At 37.5% G+C, this 17,858-nt stretch carries 12 protein-coding genes and 1 pseudogene; 3 read left to right on the forward strand and 10 right to left on the reverse strand.

The window, feature by feature from the left end; all coding sequences use genetic code 11:
* Nucleotides 1-88 precede the first annotated feature (88 nt).
* The 3 genes from N824_RS13265 (at nucleotide 89) to N824_RS13280 (ending at nucleotide 2,761) form a co-directional block, all read left to right on the forward strand.
* On the forward strand, nucleotides 89-655 hold the full coding sequence (locus N824_RS13265) for a hypothetical protein (RefSeq protein ID WP_048905616.1): 567 nt from the start codon (nucleotides 89-91) through the stop codon (nucleotides 653-655).
* A 20-nt stretch (nucleotides 656-675) separates the two neighbouring features.
* Nucleotides 676-1,650 (forward strand): nucleotidyl transferase AbiEii/AbiGii toxin family protein, encoded by a 975-nt coding sequence (locus N824_RS13270; protein ID WP_048905617.1) that lies wholly within the window; start codon nucleotides 676-678, stop codon nucleotides 1,648-1,650.
* Nucleotides 1,651-2,029: 379 nt separating this feature from the next.
* Nucleotides 2,030-2,761 carry a TetR/AcrR family transcriptional regulator gene (locus tag N824_RS13280; protein WP_235207113.1) on the forward strand — a complete coding sequence of 244 codons (732 nt, stop codon included), beginning with the start codon at nucleotides 2,030-2,032 and terminating at the stop codon, nucleotides 2,759-2,761.
* Nucleotides 2,762-2,774: 13 nt separating this feature from the next.
* Here N824_RS13280 and N824_RS13285 read toward each other — a convergent pair.
* The 10 genes and pseudogenes from N824_RS13285 to N824_RS13335 form a co-directional block, all read right to left on the reverse strand.
* A pseudogene (locus N824_RS13285) lies at nucleotides 2,775-4,079 on the reverse strand (HlyD family secretion protein).
* Complete coding sequence (locus N824_RS13290; protein WP_048905620.1) at nucleotides 4,069-6,270, reverse strand: peptidase domain-containing ABC transporter; 2,202 nt, start codon at nucleotides 6,268-6,270, stop codon at nucleotides 4,069-4,071. The pseudogene N824_RS13285 and the gene N824_RS13290 overlap by 11 nt, the downstream one beginning before the upstream one ends.
* Nucleotides 6,260-7,342 carry a grasp-with-spasm system SPASM domain peptide maturase gene (gene gwsS / locus N824_RS13295; protein ID WP_048905621.1) on the reverse strand — a complete coding sequence of 361 codons (1,083 nt, stop codon included), beginning with the start codon at nucleotides 7,340-7,342 and terminating at the stop codon, nucleotides 6,260-6,262. Before gwsS ends, N824_RS13290 begins: the two co-directional genes overlap by 11 nt.
* A 168-nt stretch (nucleotides 7,343-7,510) precedes the next feature.
* Nucleotides 7,511-8,488: a grasp-with-spasm system ATP-grasp peptide maturase gene (gene gwsG, locus N824_RS13305; RefSeq protein ID WP_048905623.1), complete on the reverse strand. Its 978-nt coding sequence runs from the start codon at nucleotides 8,486-8,488 to the stop codon at nucleotides 7,511-7,513.
* A gap of 114 nt (nucleotides 8,489-8,602) precedes the next feature.
* Nucleotides 8,603-8,785: a hypothetical protein gene (locus tag N824_RS13310; RefSeq protein ID WP_048905624.1), complete on the reverse strand. Its 183-nt coding sequence runs from the start codon at nucleotides 8,783-8,785 to the stop codon at nucleotides 8,603-8,605.
* Nucleotides 8,786-9,909: 1,124 nt separating this feature from the next.
* Nucleotides 9,910-10,161, reverse strand: coding sequence for a helix-turn-helix domain-containing protein (locus tag N824_RS38455; RefSeq protein ID WP_084498311.1), 252 nt, complete (start codon nucleotides 10,159-10,161; stop codon nucleotides 9,910-9,912).
* A 556-nt stretch (nucleotides 10,162-10,717) separates the two neighbouring features.
* Nucleotides 10,718-11,785, reverse strand: a complete 1,068-nt coding sequence (locus tag N824_RS13320; protein WP_048905626.1) for a hypothetical protein — start codon at nucleotides 11,783-11,785, stop codon at nucleotides 10,718-10,720.
* A gap of 3 nt (nucleotides 11,786-11,788) precedes the next feature.
* A complete protein-coding gene (locus N824_RS13325; protein WP_048905627.1) occupies nucleotides 11,789-13,858 on the reverse strand; it encodes an AAA family ATPase in 2,070 nt (689 codons plus the stop codon).
* A gap of 128 nt (nucleotides 13,859-13,986) precedes the next feature.
* On the reverse strand, nucleotides 13,987-14,682 hold the full coding sequence (locus tag N824_RS13330; RefSeq protein WP_048905628.1) for a M48 family metallopeptidase: 696 nt from the start codon (nucleotides 14,680-14,682) through the stop codon (nucleotides 13,987-13,989).
* Entirely contained in the window at nucleotides 14,679-17,840 is a 3,162-nt protein-coding gene (locus N824_RS13335; protein WP_048905629.1) for a type I restriction endonuclease subunit R, read from the reverse strand. Before N824_RS13335 ends, N824_RS13330 begins: the two co-directional genes overlap by 4 nt.
* Nucleotides 17,841-17,858 lie beyond the last annotated feature (18 nt).

Raw genomic sequence — 17,858 nt, forward strand, 5'->3', positions numbered from 1 at the left:
ACTATAAGTACTTTTGCATGATTTTTAGTCAAAAATCATGCAAAATATCGTTAGTAATTCTTAACTTTGTTTTTAAAAGGAAAATTTTATGTCAAAATTAGATGAGTTAAAAAGCCATTTAAGGAAAGGAAATATCTATAAGAGGGATGAGCTGCAAAAGTGGTCAAGTTCTATCGACAGACATCTTTCTGAGCTTACTGGTGACGGTATTTTGAAAAAGGTTGGCCCTGGGTTATACCATTTTCCGAAGAAGAACGCTTTCGGTTTTGAACCGCCTGCGGATCAGTTGCTGATCAAGAAATTTTTAGACAACGACAATTTTCTGATTACTTCCTTCAACGCCTTTAATGCTTTGGGAGTGGGAACTACACAGTTGTACAATAAGCAGATCGTTTACAACCATATTCGTAGTGGAGATATTAGACTAGGCAACAAATTGTTCACTTTTAAAAAAAAATCGGCATTTCCAACGAAACCTACCAAGGAGTTTCTGGTAGTTGATTTAATCAATAACCTGGAATACTTAGCAGAAGATCAACCGAAAATACTTGAAAAGACCTTAGAAAAAGCGATGAGCTTAGATAAGCATTCCCTAGGGCATGCTATTGAGAAATATGGTACACCAAGAACAAGAAAACTATTGGCTACGGCCTAACCCACTTCTGGCACAAATATATGAGTACAGCATTCCTACATCAACGAAAGGATTTTAAAAGCCTTATTAGTACATTATCTGCAGAGAAAGGCATACTTGAGGCCCTTGTCGAAAAAGATTACTGGATCATGCATGTGCTTTGTGGAATGAAAAACTTGCGCTTAGAGTTTGAGCTCAAAGGCGGGACCTCACTTTCGAAGGGGTTTAACATCATCGACAGATTTTCAGAGGACATTGATTTACATATTACTCCGCCAAAAGCATTTATTGACCAGACTGGTATAAAGGTGAATGAAAACCCAAAATCCAGCGGCAAAAACATCGTTGAGAATCGAATGAAGTTCTTCGATTGGCTTACAGAATACATCCGTATCGATGGCATAGTTGCAGTGCGTGACACTGAATTCGATGACAAGAACGGAAGAAATGGAGGGATCAGGCTTAAATATGATGGTTTTTTTGGATCTGTTCCCGGAATCAAAGATGGGATATTGCTAGAGGTTGGCTTTGCCAAGGTCACCCCAAATGAAAATGTTCATATCAGTTCATGGATGTATGATAAGGCAAGTGAGGTTAAGCTCAAGATGACTGATAACCGAGCTATGGAGATTGCCTGTTATCATCCCGGGTATACCCTTGTCGAAAAACTCCAGACTATTGTTACCAAGTTCCGGATGGAACAGGGAGCGGACAGCGGTGGACCGAAGGTGAACTTTATGAGGCAATACTACGATGTCTATCGGCTCTTGCAGCGAGATGATATTCAAAAGTTTATTACAACTCAGGCTTATCTGGATCATAAACTCGATTGGTTTCCAGAAGCAGATCTTTATGTACCATTATCCGAGAAGGAGGCTTTCCTGCTTACCGATGATAAAATTAGAGAGGATTTTAAGAATCGTTATATCGCAACTTCCGGACTTTATTATCTGGGTCAGCCAGATTTTGACGAGATATTAGGATATATACAAGCTAATTTAAAAAAGTTAGGCTAAATGACCACAGCTCATAGTATAAAGCATTTGCCTCCAGCAAATCCCTTAGTTGTGTTTGATCTGTTTTAACAGGTAATCAGCGAAATTAAACTTGAATACTTCATAATTCATAACTTTAGGAGTGCCAGATGAATCGAATGCATTATAGCCCAATAAAACCAACTTTGTATCTTCAGCATTTCTATACTGTTTATAGGTAATTATTCTTTTGGCGCACAACATAACCTTAACCATATCTATGTTATTGATGGCTGTAGAAACCAACGAACATAAAACCCACCTAGTCCTTATTTGGTCACTTTTCGATAATCCAGAGGGGATCCCAATCTGGCTCAGATACAGCTTTTAAACAATATCTGACTGGGTATTTGAATCTTTCATGGAAAAGTTACAACTTGCAAATTCTCAATCATGGAATATAATGGCAAAAATTAAGAAAACGGAAATTGAAAGTAAGGAGCCAAAATCAAGAAAAGTAGCTTCGGGACCACTGCGTGAAAAAGCCCGCTCCATGGAAAAACTCGTAAAGGCGGTAGGCACAGTGTTGCAGAAACACAGCTACCCCGGTCTTACCGCTGTTAATATTGCCAATGAAGCTGGATTAAACAGGAAACTTATTTATACTTATTTCGGAACGCTCGATAATCTGGTGGAAACTTATGTCATTAAAAAAGACTTCTGGAAGTCGGGAGCAAAAAAAATGATCGAAAGCATCGTGGAAAATCCAGATCAGCTCGGGAAAGCAGAAGTAAACCTGCTATTGCAGGGGCAATTTGAAGCCCTATTGAAGGATAAAGCTCAGCAAAAGATCATGCATTGGGGATTAGAAGGGAGGAATAAAATGTTGAGGAGTGCAGCAGATCAGAGAGAAGAAATGGGGATAGAATTGCTTGCAATTTTAGATAAGGATTTTGAAAACTCGACGGTTGATATCCGGGCAGTTTTGGCACTGCAAATTGCAGGTATCTATTACCTGGCACTGCATGCAAAATCTTGTGGTAGTAAATTTTGTGGCATCGACATTAATAAACCTGAAGGAAAAGAACGGATATCAAAAGCCATTCAAAATAATATCGAAATTGTATATAACCTTGCTAAAGTCAACAAATAAGACTCCTGTCTTATTAATCCTGATACCTGAGTAGAGACCTGAACTGATTAAAAATCCTTTCAATTAACCTCAGGTTATCTGTAACTATTTCGGCATTCCCCTTAAGCTCTTTGTCAAACCGGAGTTTCTTTCCATAAGAAGTATTCAGGCCACTCGGTAACAGTACTTCAACGTAGTAATTTCCATCTTTATCAGGGGATAAAGATATGCTTTGGACTTTTCCCCGAACAATGCCAAATTCCTGGTATTGGTAGTTATCCAATTTAATGAGTACTTTTTTTCCCTTGTTTATCTTTCCCGAATTTGTTGCGGGAACAAACATTTTCCCCACCAGATTCTCTTTCCGATCCGGAACGATAGCCAGTAACAAGTCCCCGTTTTTGACAAAATGCTTTGGACTCCAGAACTGTTGGAAGCCTACGGTACCATGTGTAGAAGAGACCAGCAGGTAACTTTGTTCCCAATCTCTAAGCTTCTTCCTTAGTTGCTCAAACAACTGTAACGACTGCATTTTATAATTGATATTATCCTTCTCGCTGCTAATCGTAACACCTCTCTTTATTTTTTTTGCATTATTTACTGATTCCTCAAGTTGAGACACAGAAATGTCGATGGCTTCAAGATTTTGTTTCGCTTGCAAAAACTTTATTTTCTCGGCTTCCATTTCCTGAGCAGAAATTGCACCTGTCTTAAAAAGAGCGGCTAAGCGTTCAAGGTTTTTTTTCGTCAATTTGAATTTGTCCGTTTCCAGCACCTTCTGTTGCCTGTAGGTTGCCATCCTGTTTTGATATTGCGCGATGCTCAAATNMGNCNYMASATCNKSMRGWRCRTMGKGKMGSRAWWKMKTRWARANWCKCNKGTCTTGCAAAGATTTTGCAAAAGCATTGTAGGCTTCCTGAACTTCTCCAAGTTTAAGCATGGAGGCCGCCTGTAATGGAAATGAGGAAATGTCCTGTTGGGGTATCGAATTTATGATTGACCTTAAGCGCAATATGTCTTTGTAATCAGCAGCCGACTGCAAAACCATTAACAGATCCTCAGGTTTCACATGCTGATGGTCCTTAACAAATATATATTCTATCCTCGAATCGGCTCTTGCCTCCACTTTCTCCGGTGGATGATAAGAGGTAACTGTAATCGGAGCTGTAATCACCTCGGGGTATTTTAAAATCCAGCTAATTGCGATTAAGACGCAGATAATGATCAGAAAAAACAGGTTACTCCATCGAATCATCCAGTTCGGAGTTTGATAAAGCACCTCCTGAACCTCCTCAGACCTAAGTTCCAGGTCTTCCAATATATCTTTTTTAGCTTCCAAGTTCCAGTTGGTTTTTTATTAATCTATAATATTCTTGCTTTTTTTCTACCAGTTCGATATGGGTGCCTTCTTCTACTACTTTTCCTTTGTCCAGTACTATAATTTTATCGGCATGTTTTACAGTCGACAATCTGTGGGCTATAACAATTGCAGTTTTTCCTTTAAAAAACTGTTCCAGATTTTCCATTATGATTTTTTCATTATTGGCGTCAAGTGCACTTGTTGCTTCATCAAAGAAAATAAACCCAGGACTTTTATAAACAGCTCTTGCAATAAAAAGCCTTTGCTTTTGTCCGCCACTTATCCCTACCCCTTCGTTACCTATTTTTGTATTGTAGCTTAGGGGTAGCTCTTCTATAAAATCTTTTATATTGGCAATTTCTGTCGCTTTTCTCAATTTTTGTTTGTCAATACTATCCTCTCCTACCGCAATGTTATTAGCAATGCTGTCGTTAAATACATAACCGTCCTGCATCACTACTCCACAATGGTTCCGCCAAAACCTTGCTGATATATTTTTCATATTGACATGACCAATCCTTATCTCCCCTCTATCTGGTTCATAAAATTTCATCAGTAATTTCAATAACGTCGTTTTTCCGCTACCACTTGCGCCAACTATGGCCGTTATTTTCTCATATGGGATAGTCAGGTCAAGATTTTCAAACACAAAAGACTGAGAGCCGGTATATCGGAAAGACACGTTATTGAGTTCAATATCTTTTTGCGGAATTTCACCAGCATACTGTTCCTCGTGATGCTCTTCATCTTTTTTCGTATGAATTTCAGCCAATCTTTCCAACGAAATTTTCGCATCCTGGGCTTGTTTAATAAAATCTACCAACTGCAGAAGGGGGCTATTCAACTGTCCCATAATATATTGAACTGAAAGCATCATACCTAAAGTAAGGTCTCCGCTTAGCACCAATTTTGCAGAAAGAAAACTGACCAGAATATCCTTTATCTGATTGATGAAATTGCCGCCAACTGATTGCCATTGTTCTAATGAAAGCGATTTTATCTGTATTTTAAATAACTTCACCTGTAAAAATTCCCAACCCCACCGTTTCTGCTTTTCGGCGTTGTGCAATTTTATTTCCTGCATCCCATTGATCAGCTCCATTACCTTGCTTTGTTCCTGAGACACCTGCGAAAATTTCTTGTAATCCAGCTCCTTTCGTTTCTTTAAGAAAAAAGTGATCCATACTACGTATAAAGTTGCTCCGGTCAGATACACTAAAAACAACCGGTAATCGTAAAGTAGCAATACAATGCTAAATACCACGAGATTCACTAATGAGAATAAAGTATTGAGCGAAGAACTGGTCAGCAATTGCTCTATTCTGTGGTTGTCATTAATCCGTTGCATAATATCTCCCGTCATCCTGGTATCAAAGAAACTAATGGGCAGTTTCATTAGCTTGATAAAGAAATCTGAAATAATAGATATACTTATTCTTACCGATAAATGCAATAAAATCCAACTTCGAACCACTTCAATACCTGTCCTTCCCATAAAAAGCATGACTTGCGACAACAGTATCAAATAAATAAAGTTAAGGTCTTGCTTTTGTATCCCCACATCTACGATACTCTGAGTGAGAAAAGGAAAAACCAGCGACAATAAACTACCCGCCAGAAGGCCAATAGCCAATTGAACGTAAAATGACTTATACTTAAAGAGGTACCTGGAAAGAAAAGAAAAACTAATTTTTTTTTCTTCCTCTTCACCAAACTCATTGTCTAAAAAAGCAGGACTCGTTTCTAAAATAAGGGCAATACCTTCTTCCGTTTTCTCATGTGCGCCATCGCCAATCCAATGTTTGATAAATTCCTCTTTTCCGTAAGTAATTAGTCCATAACTGGGATCTGACAGGTAAACTTTATTTGTTTTGTCGATTTTATAAACAACCACAAAATGATTCTTATTCCAATGTACAATACAAGGTAAAGGAACCTCATCTGTTAAGGTAATGAAGTCTATCTGAACACCTAATGTTCTGAATCCCAAGCACTCTGCAGCATTACTTAAACCCTGTAAGCCGCTTCCTTCTCTGGTCGTTTCAGAAAGATCTCTAATGTGTTGTAATGTAGTACTTTTGCCATAGTGTTTGCAAATTATACGCAAACAGGTAGGCCCACAATCTTTTGAGTCGGGTTGTTTGTAAAAAGGAAATTTTTTATGCTTCATTGCTTTTTTCCAAATCTTGTAGCTTATAATATTCCATTGCTTTCTGCTTTATTGGATTTGTACTCCATTCACTCCATTCATTAGTGTATGGATTATAGCCACATTTCAAAGGTTTTGAATAAAAATCCTGTGGATTTTCAATATATGCTCTGCAATCCGTACATACATGTCTAAACTCACAATCTTTACACACAGCAATTTCATCCTTTCGTACAGACCAGTATTTACGAAAATCTTTATTTTCCAATAGCTGGTCTAAATCTGTTTCCAGCATGTTGCCGTAATTATCCAGCATAGAAGGGCAATTTTTTATGAAACCATTAAAGTCAATTGATAACTTTCTGTTCAAACAGGTATTGTGTTGCTGGCTTTCGGCAAATAATTCCATATTGGTGATGAAGTGATAAGGAAGTATCAGGCCACAGGCCATACAGGAACTAATAACTTTTGAGAAATAATGGAGCGGAACAGTATCCTTGTATATTCGCAGACTTTTATCTTCAGAAGCAGAATGGATCAGAATGGACTTTATTCTAAGGTTATTCCTTACCAGGTTTTCCAGTAAAGGAATGTCAATGTCAGCTGCATAGGGCAAAACCAAATTAATATGCTTTAAAATACTCCCATTAAATGTATCCAGAAATAGTACTAATTTCTTCAGGTCTGGTTCATGGTAGCAACGGATCTCTAAACAATGAACATTCAGGTTAATTAGTGCTTTAAAAAATATGTTGTCATAATTCATCGCTTCGTTGTACTCAATTATGACATTGGTGATCTCACTAAAAGCATCCCAACTTAAATCAAGCGGAACAAGTTCCGATAAAATCCGGCTTTCTATAAATCCAAGTTCTTTGTCCAGCACAAATTCTATATAGCTCAAAACAGCATCCTTGTTATCGGCACCAAAATGTGCTATGCACTCCTCAATTGAACAATGCTTTAAAAGGTGTAATACGTCATATACGTCATTAGAAACAGGGTATGATTTTTGCAATTGCAGATCACAAATTAGCGACCTGTTTGCCCCCTTCACCAATTGGCAATTCGCAAATAGATTTACGTATTCCATTGTTAGAATTTTGAAATTACTTTATAGAAACTAAGCAATTCATAACCTTTGGCATTGATCTTCTCAGCTTTTTCACATTTGATCATATTTTCTTTGAAATTCTTTGAACTATAGCCATCTGCTTCTAAAAGATATATAGAGAGAGGCAAACATTTTTTATCCTTTAGATTACTGATGAACTTTTTTTTCATATTTAGTTGAGGTTTGAATAAATAACTGCGCCATTTTTTTTTCCAGATAGTAGTTACAAGGATAGGATACCATTCCGAATTGGCCTGCGGGATTGATCTCCAGAAAAATATAATTACCTTCCATATCAACCATAAGGTCTATTGATCCTGTTTCAAAATTAAGCTCCTTCATGAGGCGCTTTAACTTACTTTCTATTTCATTGGGTAGTTTGTAGGGAACATTTCGGTTTGGTCTTTTATTGTCGTAATTTCTAAAATCAGCTACAGTTTTCTTGTTACTCTGAGAAAAAATGGCCATTGAATAAAAGGTTCCGGCCAGGTAAAACACCCTGACTTCAAATTTTTTGTTTATTCTTTCCTGTACCAACGAAGGGAAAAAGGTGTCAGGAATAGATTTAATGTCTTTTTCGTTAATGGACTTGGTGAGCATTCGATAATAGGTCTGATCCGCATCCTCCAGCAGTACGCATTCATTCAACGGTTTAACGATTAAGTGAGGATACTGTTGCAGCATTTCCATCAACGACTGTTTGTCGGTCAATACTTCTGAGTATGGAATGTTTAATTGTAGTTTTTTCGCCAGGAATAAAACGTTTAGCTTATTCAAATGGTCTTCAATGATGGGGTCGTTAAGCCATTTTTTTTTGTCAATTGAATAAAATAATAGAGAATGCAGGGTGTTAAATTCATCTATCAGAAACCGACGCATGACATAACGGACTTCAAAAGACTCCTTCTTTAAGGTATAATGAGCAGGAGTTCTTCCTAACTTCCTACGGTACCATACCAAACCTATTTGTTCGTCTTGTGGAAGATCTCCTAATTTTTTCAATTTGAAATAGTCCTCTCCATTGAGTCTTATAAATGGAAACCGATAGTAATCCAACCATAAACAAACAGCGTCAGTTGTTCCTTCCACATACGACTGACTTAATATTAGAACCTTTTTTTCCACCTTACTTTTAACAATTCATGAGCTTGTATAATTAACAAGGGCGATGCTTAAAATAAGCACCGCCTTTTATCCTATTTAAATTTCCCTGTTATCAGGGCGTTTAACCTTTTAGGACTAGCAACCTTTCGGATCTGGTTTATTATCTGTGCAGCAGTGATCTCCGTGATCAGAAACCCATTTAATCCAGGTCATTCCGCTATCGCCCTCACTCATGTCCAAACTCATGCTAAATTTTCCTCCTGTAACTGAATGAATTGACTTTACTTTTTTTGAAATTAATTTTTCTAATGTTTTCATGATTTTTGTTTTTAATAGTTATTTGTTTTAATATTTGATAGCCAAAAATATAATATTGGAAAATGCAATCCAAATTTATTTCTCACTAATGAGACAAAAAAATTTAGGAATTAGGTACTCAGTGGTTTGCCTGCCTGAAGAAAAGGCTTCTGTATATACAGAAGCCTTTTTTGGATTATATGCAATAGGTTATTCTTTCAGGCGACTAGAAATTATAGGTTATAGCAACACCTTCATACCATGTTTCAGGGAAATCAATTGTGATACTTGACTGATATCTCCCCGATCCAAATGTTTTTTTCAGTCGAAGAGGTTGCGGTTTACCAGTTTTGAAATAAACAGCAGTGAGCGTATATCTGCCGATTGGGATATCGAGCAATTTTCCGTAGGAAGCAGTGTTGGGTAAGCGTGTATGCAGTTTCAGTGTTGTTCCGGCAGACGCAAACTTTACAATATTGAGTCTGATAAAAGCAAACAAATACAGTAACAAAAAGCTACCAGTTCAAGATAATTCTTCCATTTATTCCTTGCTGAAAAACCAAATTGAGATGTAATATTTATTGGTATCTGATCGAAGATCAACCAAGCAACGACCTATTTCAACTTAAATTAGCTGCTGATGGCCGGACCGCTAAGTAAGTAATCTTATAATCCTCTCACAAATAGTCATTGAGTTCGGGAAATTTAAGGTCATGACCTGCAAATGCAATAAAATACCGCAAGCCCATCGCCCAGTCATCAGATAGCGATTGCTGTTTTTTACGTGCTTCTGTTATGAAGAAGTCGATGAAGCTGGAGTTTCTGATAGCATCGGACAGAAACCAAACCTATGCAGCTTACCATTAACCGGGTTTGTGATCAGCGGTGAATAATCAAGTAAGATGCTCTTCCTGTTATTAGCTATCGTTCTCATTCTCATCTTTACCTTTGACATAGTTCTATTTGTTTACGTTTAAAATTCTTTCCAGATCAGATTTAAATACATAAGTGTACCAGCCATTCCTGTGCTTGGAAATGTTATTTCTATTGATTAAATCAAACAATGCCTTTTCAGAAAGCTTGAATTTTTCCTGAGCTTCGGCCATATTATAGCAATACCTGATCGGTGGCTGCTTCTTTGGTTTTTATATTTTCTTCACCAAAAATTCCGGTTGTTCGAAGATCTTGTCGATTTCAGATCTTTTGATAACGATTTTTCGCTCAGAAAGCCTAATGGCTTTAATTCGACCGCTATAGACGATGTTGTAGATTGTTTTAGTACAGATACCAAGCAACTTCGATGCTTCTGGGACAGATAGAAACTCAGCGGAAACCTGTTTGGCTTCTCCTGAAGCGATCGTCTGCTTGACCTGATTTTCGGAAGCCTTGATTTTCAGTTCACGAAGCCTTTGCTTTCCATTTCTGCTGTTGCACTTTAGGCTGCAAAAAACGCGTTACAGTGGTCTTCGCAGTGAAAGTATTCCCACAGTATTCACAAATTCGTTTAACAGATAAATTCGAACTCATTGCATGATAAATTAAACCTTTTTTCACCTGTTCCTTGACCATCTCTTTTTCCACTAAATCATCCGTGGTCAGCTCACCCGGATTTAGGCCAATTTTGCGTAATTAGGGCGATTTAAGAGGAATTAAGAGCCATAATTTACCCTGACATTTTTCCGGGTAAATATTTGGCTACTCGAGTTACAAATGAGTAACAAAAGTCAGAAAAAGTATGCGATATATCCAAAAATTTGGGCATAATAATTTAACGTAACTCATTAACAATAAGCAATTTAGTTGTCCTTATTTGTCGTAATCATGCAGTAATTATCACCGATTATTTGCCGATACAGAACTTAATACCAATTGATTATCAGTTAATTATGATAAATCAGGGACAAATCAGGGACAAAGACCAACACAATAAAAATAGACAACAGCAAAATCAAACTAACGCACTAACTTCAATTCCTTCAAAATATCTTTCTTAAACTTGCTGAGTGGTCTTTTATAGAAATCGGATCCGTCAAACTCAGCTCCAAATGCTAATCTGTAAACTTCCTTATAAGAAAGGTGCATACGTGGGAAGGCCGCTATCATTTTGTTGATGTATTTTGTAGAGTACGCCTTTTTAATTTTCAATAAATCTGCAAGCTCGGCATGATGGGTGTCGAATACTTCTTTTAATTTAAGGTCATCATAAGTTTGTGCAATCTTCAGGTCTAAAGGATTAGATGAGGCAATATTAACATTGTACCTGCGGCTTGATCTGTTATACTTATAGCTGTATACAAACTTATCATGACAATCAACATCAATATAAGGATGTAAATGAGTGGAAAGGTCAAAATCGAGTGTTCCTTTTATTGAACTATTGCAGACCGAGCAACTGGGTATAAGATTATAAAATGACATGGAAAGAGCTGGGTGCTTACTCTTAGAGAACCAATGATCAAACTGCGGACGCATAACTTTGGAGCCGCTTACCCTTGCTACTGTATGAGTGTAGATTCGGTTACAATACGTACACGTATTCCTATTTAGATTCATGGCCAATGTATAAGCATCATACCTGTCCTTATCATCACCATTAAACCAAGTGTTATATTCAAAAACAACCTTAAATGCGTTAACTGCGTTATTATACGGCTCATGAAATTGCCTTTCAACAAGTGATCTTTTTGCGGCATCCTTATTATTTATTAAAGAATATCTATGATAACCTGTCCATGTAAACCCAGGAACGAGTTGTTGCCAAAGAATTGTACTTATACGAATAAGCTTATCCGGTTTACCAGCGATAACCAAATTCAAAATGCCCTTGCGCATGAGTAAAATAGCCAACCTTTGCACTGTTGTTGATGGACTTCGGGCCTTTTGAGTTCTACTACAAACCTTACATTTGGCGTTGGCACATGACTTATTGTAGATTTTTTTATTAATTCTACAGGTTACAGCATTAACATGCTCAACCTTCGCCTTGACAATTTCTGGTAAAGTTTCATCTAAAAAAAGCATGAGTTAATCATTTAATTGGTTAAACTCTTGTGTTAATGTTGCAATTTGTTCCCGGAGAATATCCTTACGATTGGAAGGAAATGCTTCTGAGTACATCTCTAACAATTTAACAGATAGCACAGATTCTCCAATTGATTTTATTAGCTTAAGATGCTCTTCTTTATTTTTTTCAGCAAACGTTTCATAGAGCATTTCAATTTCCTTTGCTTCCACTCTACGCTCTTGCTCATCGACTTTACTTATTTCTATTAGCTTTGAGCCTTCTTTCAATCGATCATATTTGTCAGTAAATTTTCTTTTCCGTTCAGCATGCTCTAAAAACCGTATACTTTCATCAATTTTTTGTGAAGCGAATTCACCAACCAAACCATTGTACATAAAGAATCCGTCCGCAAGCAGATCGTGGATATTTGCACCAAAAGTCTTCTCTTCCTTATTGACTACTTTAGATACTTTGTTTTCTACTTTAAGAAACATCACATTTGCATCTGGAATATCGGAAAGAATAAATGGCGAGTGCGTAATAAAACAGATATTAATGGCTTTAATGCTTTGAAGTTCGATATTGCGAATGCTATCCAATAATTTTCTTACGAAACCACGTTGCATCTCGGGATGAAAATATAGTTCTACTTCTTCCAATATTATATTGATAGAAGTGTATTTAACCTTACCTCCCCGTCGTGTTACAGAATCTAGATTAATCAAGTGATAAATCAAAGAGCTGATTGAATAAATCATTTGGCGTTCTCCTGAACTCAAAGTCTGAAAAAGGATAAAATCTTTTGTTTCCGGTTGTGATTCAGGAGCGAGTAAGATATCAACCCTAAAAATTGGTGGTGGGATTAACTCTTCGACTTTAGGTTTTGTACCTCTTATATTTTTTATAATATCACCAATTTCGTCTGATAATTCCACAATACCAACATCCCGGTCCTCATAGGTTAAATACGGGTATTTAAGAAAATTAAGTGTTTGCTTAATCTTAAAAGCAATGTGGCTTGAGTCATCGAGGATCGCTGTGAGAAATTCGTCAATTCGCTCCATATCAAAATTTTCATCGTCTATGGAATAATAGTGCTTGCCTTTGTAATCACTGTAAGTAACAGCAACAGAAACTAGTTTGCCAATTAAATAGTTTGTAGCTGCACTCCCGCGTTCTGTTTCTGCTTTTTTGTATTTAAAAGGATATAGCTTATTGATTTTCGACAGGATGTTATGCTTGTCTATTTTGGGCAAATCTGCAAGCGTAATTTTTTTCGGTTCCTTTTTATTTGGGGAAGGAATCTCATAAAGAACCTGCCGAGATTTAAGAGGATTAACCCTTAGCCTAAGTTTTACTGCGGTGAGATTGTCGGTGATTTTTCGGAAATTGAAGCCTTGCGTTGATGCCGGTCTTAACAAATTAGCCATTAGCCGAAGGCGCACCAGGCCATTTTCATTGTTGATATTTATATCGCCTCTATTGCGCCAGGGATTAATAACCAGAGGCGTTTGATACGAATCATTCTTATGAAAAAGGCCCTTTAACCAGTCTTTTTGTCCCGATCTGATTTCGCTGGAATTGTAGGCATAAAGGGAGTAATTGATGGCTATCGTAAAAAACAGTTTATTAAGGTCGTATGTTTTTTCGGGAATGGCATTTAAAGTATTATCTGCTTTATATTTAAATAAACTGATATCGTTACTCTTTACCCGGATTTTATATAGGTCGCCAATAAGACAGTATAATTCGACTTCCAACTCCTCCACCAGTTCAAGGTCCTCATGAAGTCCATTGACGTAGCCAATATTATTCACTGCCATAAACAGCAATTCTATTAAAGTACTTTTGCCTGAACCATTTTGCCCTGCTATAGCAGAGATGTTTATGCTTAAATCATCTTGGTCAAATAATTTTGCAGGGATTGAAGGTGTATAAACAATTGCCTCTGTCTCTTCATTAATCCTGTAATCATTGTAAAGCGTATAGATTTTATTCTTTTGTAAAATCTTAATGTAGTCCTTGTGACAGCCTTCACAGGGCCTAATAGCGATAATCTTGATGTTTTCCGCTGTTTTCTTTTTTGCCATTTATGAGTTCGTTAGCTCCCAATTTATAAAAAAAATACTTATTTAATGAAAAGGAAGTCAACAAACCAATATATCAGGAATGTTGTTTGAAATAAACAGATTACATGCCCGGTATTCTTATCTAATGTTTAAGCCAATAATTTTTCCAGTTTCATTTTCCATTTTTCCCAATCTCTCATTTCCTTCGTCTGCAGATCAATGAATTTTTGCGTATGGTCACGATAAATAAGATGGCAAAGCTCGTGAATGATCACATATTCAATACAAGGCTTAGGAGCCTTGATCAATTCCGGATTTAAAATTATTTTCCCATTTGGAGTACAACTTCCCCAGCGTGTGGGCATTTCCTGGATAACAAAACCTGAAGGAGACACATTGTATTTTGCAAATCGCGCTATTAGGGGTGCTGCGATTTCCTCAAATTTAGTTTTAGCCTTATTCCGGTACCATTGTTTCAGCAGGGTTTTGACATTGGCTTTATCTTTAGTTATCACCTCAATAAAACGCCCTTTATACTTTACCTCACTTCTATCAGCAAGGGTAACTTCTAAACGGTACTGCCGACCCAAATATAAATGTGTTTCTCCTCCGACGTATCGACGTTCTGCTGTCCTAGGATGAAAAGATAAGAAGAAATTTTGCTGCTTAATGATCCATGGCGCCTTCTTTCTCACCTTCTCTTTGATCTTTTCAAGAGGAGTGTCTAAAGGCGCTTTCACCAATACTTTCATTTCAGGCGTAATGGTTATCCCCATAGACTTACGTTCATGAAAGGTCAATTGAAAATCTATCTGCCTCGTACCAAATATGATGTATTCTTTCATTTCATGCGTCGTATTTTGGCAATCTCCACAATACGTTCTGCAATTGTATCTATCTCCTGGAAATTAATGGTCAAATCATACTTATCCCTAACCTCATCGATGATAAAGTCACCTATTTGATGGACCATTTTCTTTTGTAGATCAAGGTTATTAGGGCTATACCAGTCCACCCGAATGAGTCTTTGTATAGTATCCTCGGCGGCCAACGCAATTTCGGAGGATATGATTTTTACAAGTTTTTCATCTGATAATTTTGCTTGAAGATTTTCTTTGGTAACACCATAAAAAGCCTGCGCAATATCTTTATTGACCAAAATCTGAGGTATATCACTATCGGTATGGGTTAGTACAGCACTCATAATTTCTTTTACTTTATTCAGATACTGCGCTTCATTAATTCGTTGTTCCTCGTATGCTTTAATGGTCTCTTTGAGCATCTCTGAGAATTTTTTATAGAACGCCGGGTCTTCCTCCATTTTTTCGCTCATATGCTTGGCAGTTCTTGAAGCAATTTTATCCGCTTTAGCTGCTTCTCCCAATGTTTTTTCAACCTCTTCCTGAAACTTTTCCTTATCGAAAATATTAACCAATTCAGTGATTACACTGACTTCATGCGTTTGTATATGTGTGTCAATCAGTTTCTGAATTTGCCCCTCATACTGTTTATAGTCGATGGCATCAGAGTATCTTTGTAATACTGCACTTCTAAGTCCAATGAAGAAGGTTAAGTCCTCCTTATACCGCTGCACTAGCTTATCATCCGTCTCCTTATGAAATTGAATGGCAGACAGTGCCAGTTTCAATATTCGTGCAAATGCTGATAGTTTATCGTAAAATATTACACGGATCGCCTCATCTCTCAATAATTGCTGGTAGGCTTCTGCATCCTTTTTATTAGTTACTACCTTAAAAATATCCCATAACTCAGCGTGTTTTTGGGGTAGTTTTTTTATTTCTTCTGTAATTGAGGTAAGTGTTCCGCCCAAATCTTCTATATCAAATTCCTCAAATGACGAATAGATAGATAAGGCTTCGTCCAATGCACCTAAAACGCCATAATAATCAATTACATAGCCATAATCCTTATCGGGATAAATGCGGTTTACCCTTGCAATAGCCTGTAACAAAGTATGCCCGTGAAGTTTACGCGTCAGGTACAATACAGTATTCTGCGGCACATCGAAGCCAGTTAGGAGCTTATCGACTACAATGATAATTTCCGGATCCTTTTGGTTTTTAAAACGGCTGATCACATTTTTATCGTACCGTTTTGCATTACCTTGCTCATCCATCATTTTATTCCAAAACGATTTTAGCCGATCCGAAGTGCCGCCATAAGCGCTTTCTTCTCCCTCCCTTTCATCAGGGGCAGAGATTACCACCTCGCTACTTACCATACCAATTTCATCAAGAAAATTTTTATACTTGATAGCTGTTTCCTTTGTCTGTGTTACCAATTGTCCTTTAAAAGGAGTGCCTTGGAAATTATCGCGGAAGTGCCTGCTTATATCCCAGCTTATTGCATAAATTTTCTGATCGGCTATATTTAGCTGATCAGCACGGCTAAATTTCTTTTTTAGATCGACTTTCTGATAAGGACTTAGCCGTTCAGAAACCATATTGAAATAGTTGTCAATAGCTTTCTCATTGACCTCTTGAAAAGCATGTCTTCCTTCATAAAGCAGCGGAACCACGGCCTTATCTTTTACTGCCTTGTCCACGGTATAACGGTCTATCTCTCCGCCGAAAATGTCCGACGTTTTTTTGTCTCTTTTGAAAAGCGGAGTCCCCGTAAAAGCGATAAAACACGCGCTGGGCAGAGTCTTCTGCATATCAATATTGAATGTGCCATGCTGTGTTCTATGCCCTTCATCGACTAACACAAAAATATTTGGGCTAAGAAGAGGCTCTGGTAACTTCTTGACGGCAGTTTCAAACTTGTTGATAATGGTGGTTACCACAGCATCGCCTTTACTCTGTAATAAATCTACCAATCGCTGCCCTGTCCCTGCATTCTCTACAAACATCCCGCATTTACGAAAGGTGCTGGTAATCTGCTCATCGAGGTCGGTACGATCTGTAACCAGTATAATTTTGGGATTCTTTATATCCTTGTCCAGTGCTATGGCCTGTGCCAACATCACCATGGTCAATGATTTTCCGCTACCCTGAGTGTGCCAAATAATCCCTCCTTTACGTCTTCCCCCATCTAGATGAGTTAATCTGCGCATTGCCTTTTTGATAGCGAAGTATTGCTGGTATCGAGCTATCTTTTTTTCACCATTGTCAAACAAGACAAAGTTATGAGCAAAGTCCAGCATTCTTTCCGGCTTACACAAGCCATATAAATACTCATCTTGCACCGTAGGTAGGATAACGCCTTCTTCAAGAGCATCAAAATACTCACGTACGTAGCTATGGCGCCCCGAAAACAGCTTGTCTTTTTGCAGGGCTGTTAATGGCTTACTCCTTAATTGCGTTAAATGGCCTCTGTAACCCAGCTCATCGTTTTGGTCATCAAACTTTTCCTCCCAGTGTGCCCAGAACTTTTCTGGTGTACCATTGGCTGCATACAAACCTTTGTTGCCACTAATACAAAGTAAGACTTGTGCGTAGATATATAGGCCTCTTATTCCATCTTCCTGTTGGCTTCGCAACTGCTGGCTAATGGCTTGGTTTATCGAATCCTTGCGATCAGGCCGTTTACATTCTATAATACAAAAGGGTATGCCGTTTATAAACAAAACAAGATCAGGAATATAACATTCTCTAGTAGTACTCCGCATTACCGCATATTCCTCCGTTACATGAAAAACATTGTTTTCAATGTTTTTCCAATCTATATATTGCAGGGTAAAGCTTTTTTTATCACCATCAATACTCTGCTCCAATGCTTTGCCCAGAGTTAATAGATTGTAGGCTGTTTCGCTGGCTGCGATGTAGCCTTCATTCATAGGAACCTCCTTTAAAGCCTGAATACCATTTTCTATATTAGCATCGCTGAATAATGCTGTTTTGGTAGAACTTACCTTAATGCTGTTAATTTCTTTTAACTGCCTGCGTAAAATGTTTTCTAATAGCACATTGGTTGTTTTGTTTCCTCGGAGATGTAAGGCTTCTTCCTGATTTAAATAAGTATAGCCCAGATTTTGCAACATTTGCAAARMNGRTMKKWN

Source organism: Pedobacter sp. V48, from assembly GCF_000523515.1.
Lineage (GTDB): Bacteria > Bacteroidota > Bacteroidia > Sphingobacteriales > Sphingobacteriaceae > Pedobacter.

Excerpts from the sequence above, each read along its gene's own strand:
- N824_RS13265 (WP_048905616.1), top strand. The coding sequence starts at position 89 with ATGTCAAAATTAGATGAGTTAAAAAGCCATTTAAGGAAAGGAAATATC.
- N824_RS13270 (WP_048905617.1), top strand. The coding sequence starts at position 676 with ATGAGTACAGCATTCCTACATCAACGAAAGGATTTTAAAAGCCTTATT.
- N824_RS13280 (WP_235207113.1), top strand. The coding sequence starts at position 2,030 with ATGGAAAAGTTACAACTTGCAAATTCTCAATCATGGAATATAATGGCA.
- N824_RS13290 (WP_048905620.1), bottom strand. The coding sequence starts at position 6,270 with ATGAAGCATAAAAAATTTCCTTTTTACAAACAACCCGACTCAAAAGAT.
- gwsS (WP_048905621.1), bottom strand. The coding sequence starts at position 7,342 with ATGGAATACGTAAATCTATTTGCGAATTGCCAATTGGTGAAGGGGGCA.
- N824_RS13310 (WP_048905624.1), bottom strand. The coding sequence starts at position 8,785 with ATGAAAACATTAGAAAAATTAATTTCAAAAAAAGTAAAGTCAATTCAT.
- N824_RS13320 (WP_048905626.1), bottom strand. The coding sequence starts at position 11,785 with ATGCTTTTTTTAGATGAAACTTTACCAGAAATTGTCAAGGCGAAGGTT.
- N824_RS13325 (WP_048905627.1), bottom strand. The coding sequence starts at position 13,858 with ATGGCAAAAAAGAAAACAGCGGAAAACATCAAGATTATCGCTATTAGG.
- N824_RS13330 (WP_048905628.1), bottom strand. The coding sequence starts at position 14,682 with ATGAAAGAATACATCATATTTGGTACGAGGCAGATAGATTTTCAATTG.
- N824_RS13335 (WP_048905629.1), bottom strand. The coding sequence starts at position 17,840 with ATGTTGCAAAATCTGGGCTATACTTATTTAAATCAGGAAGAAGCCTTA.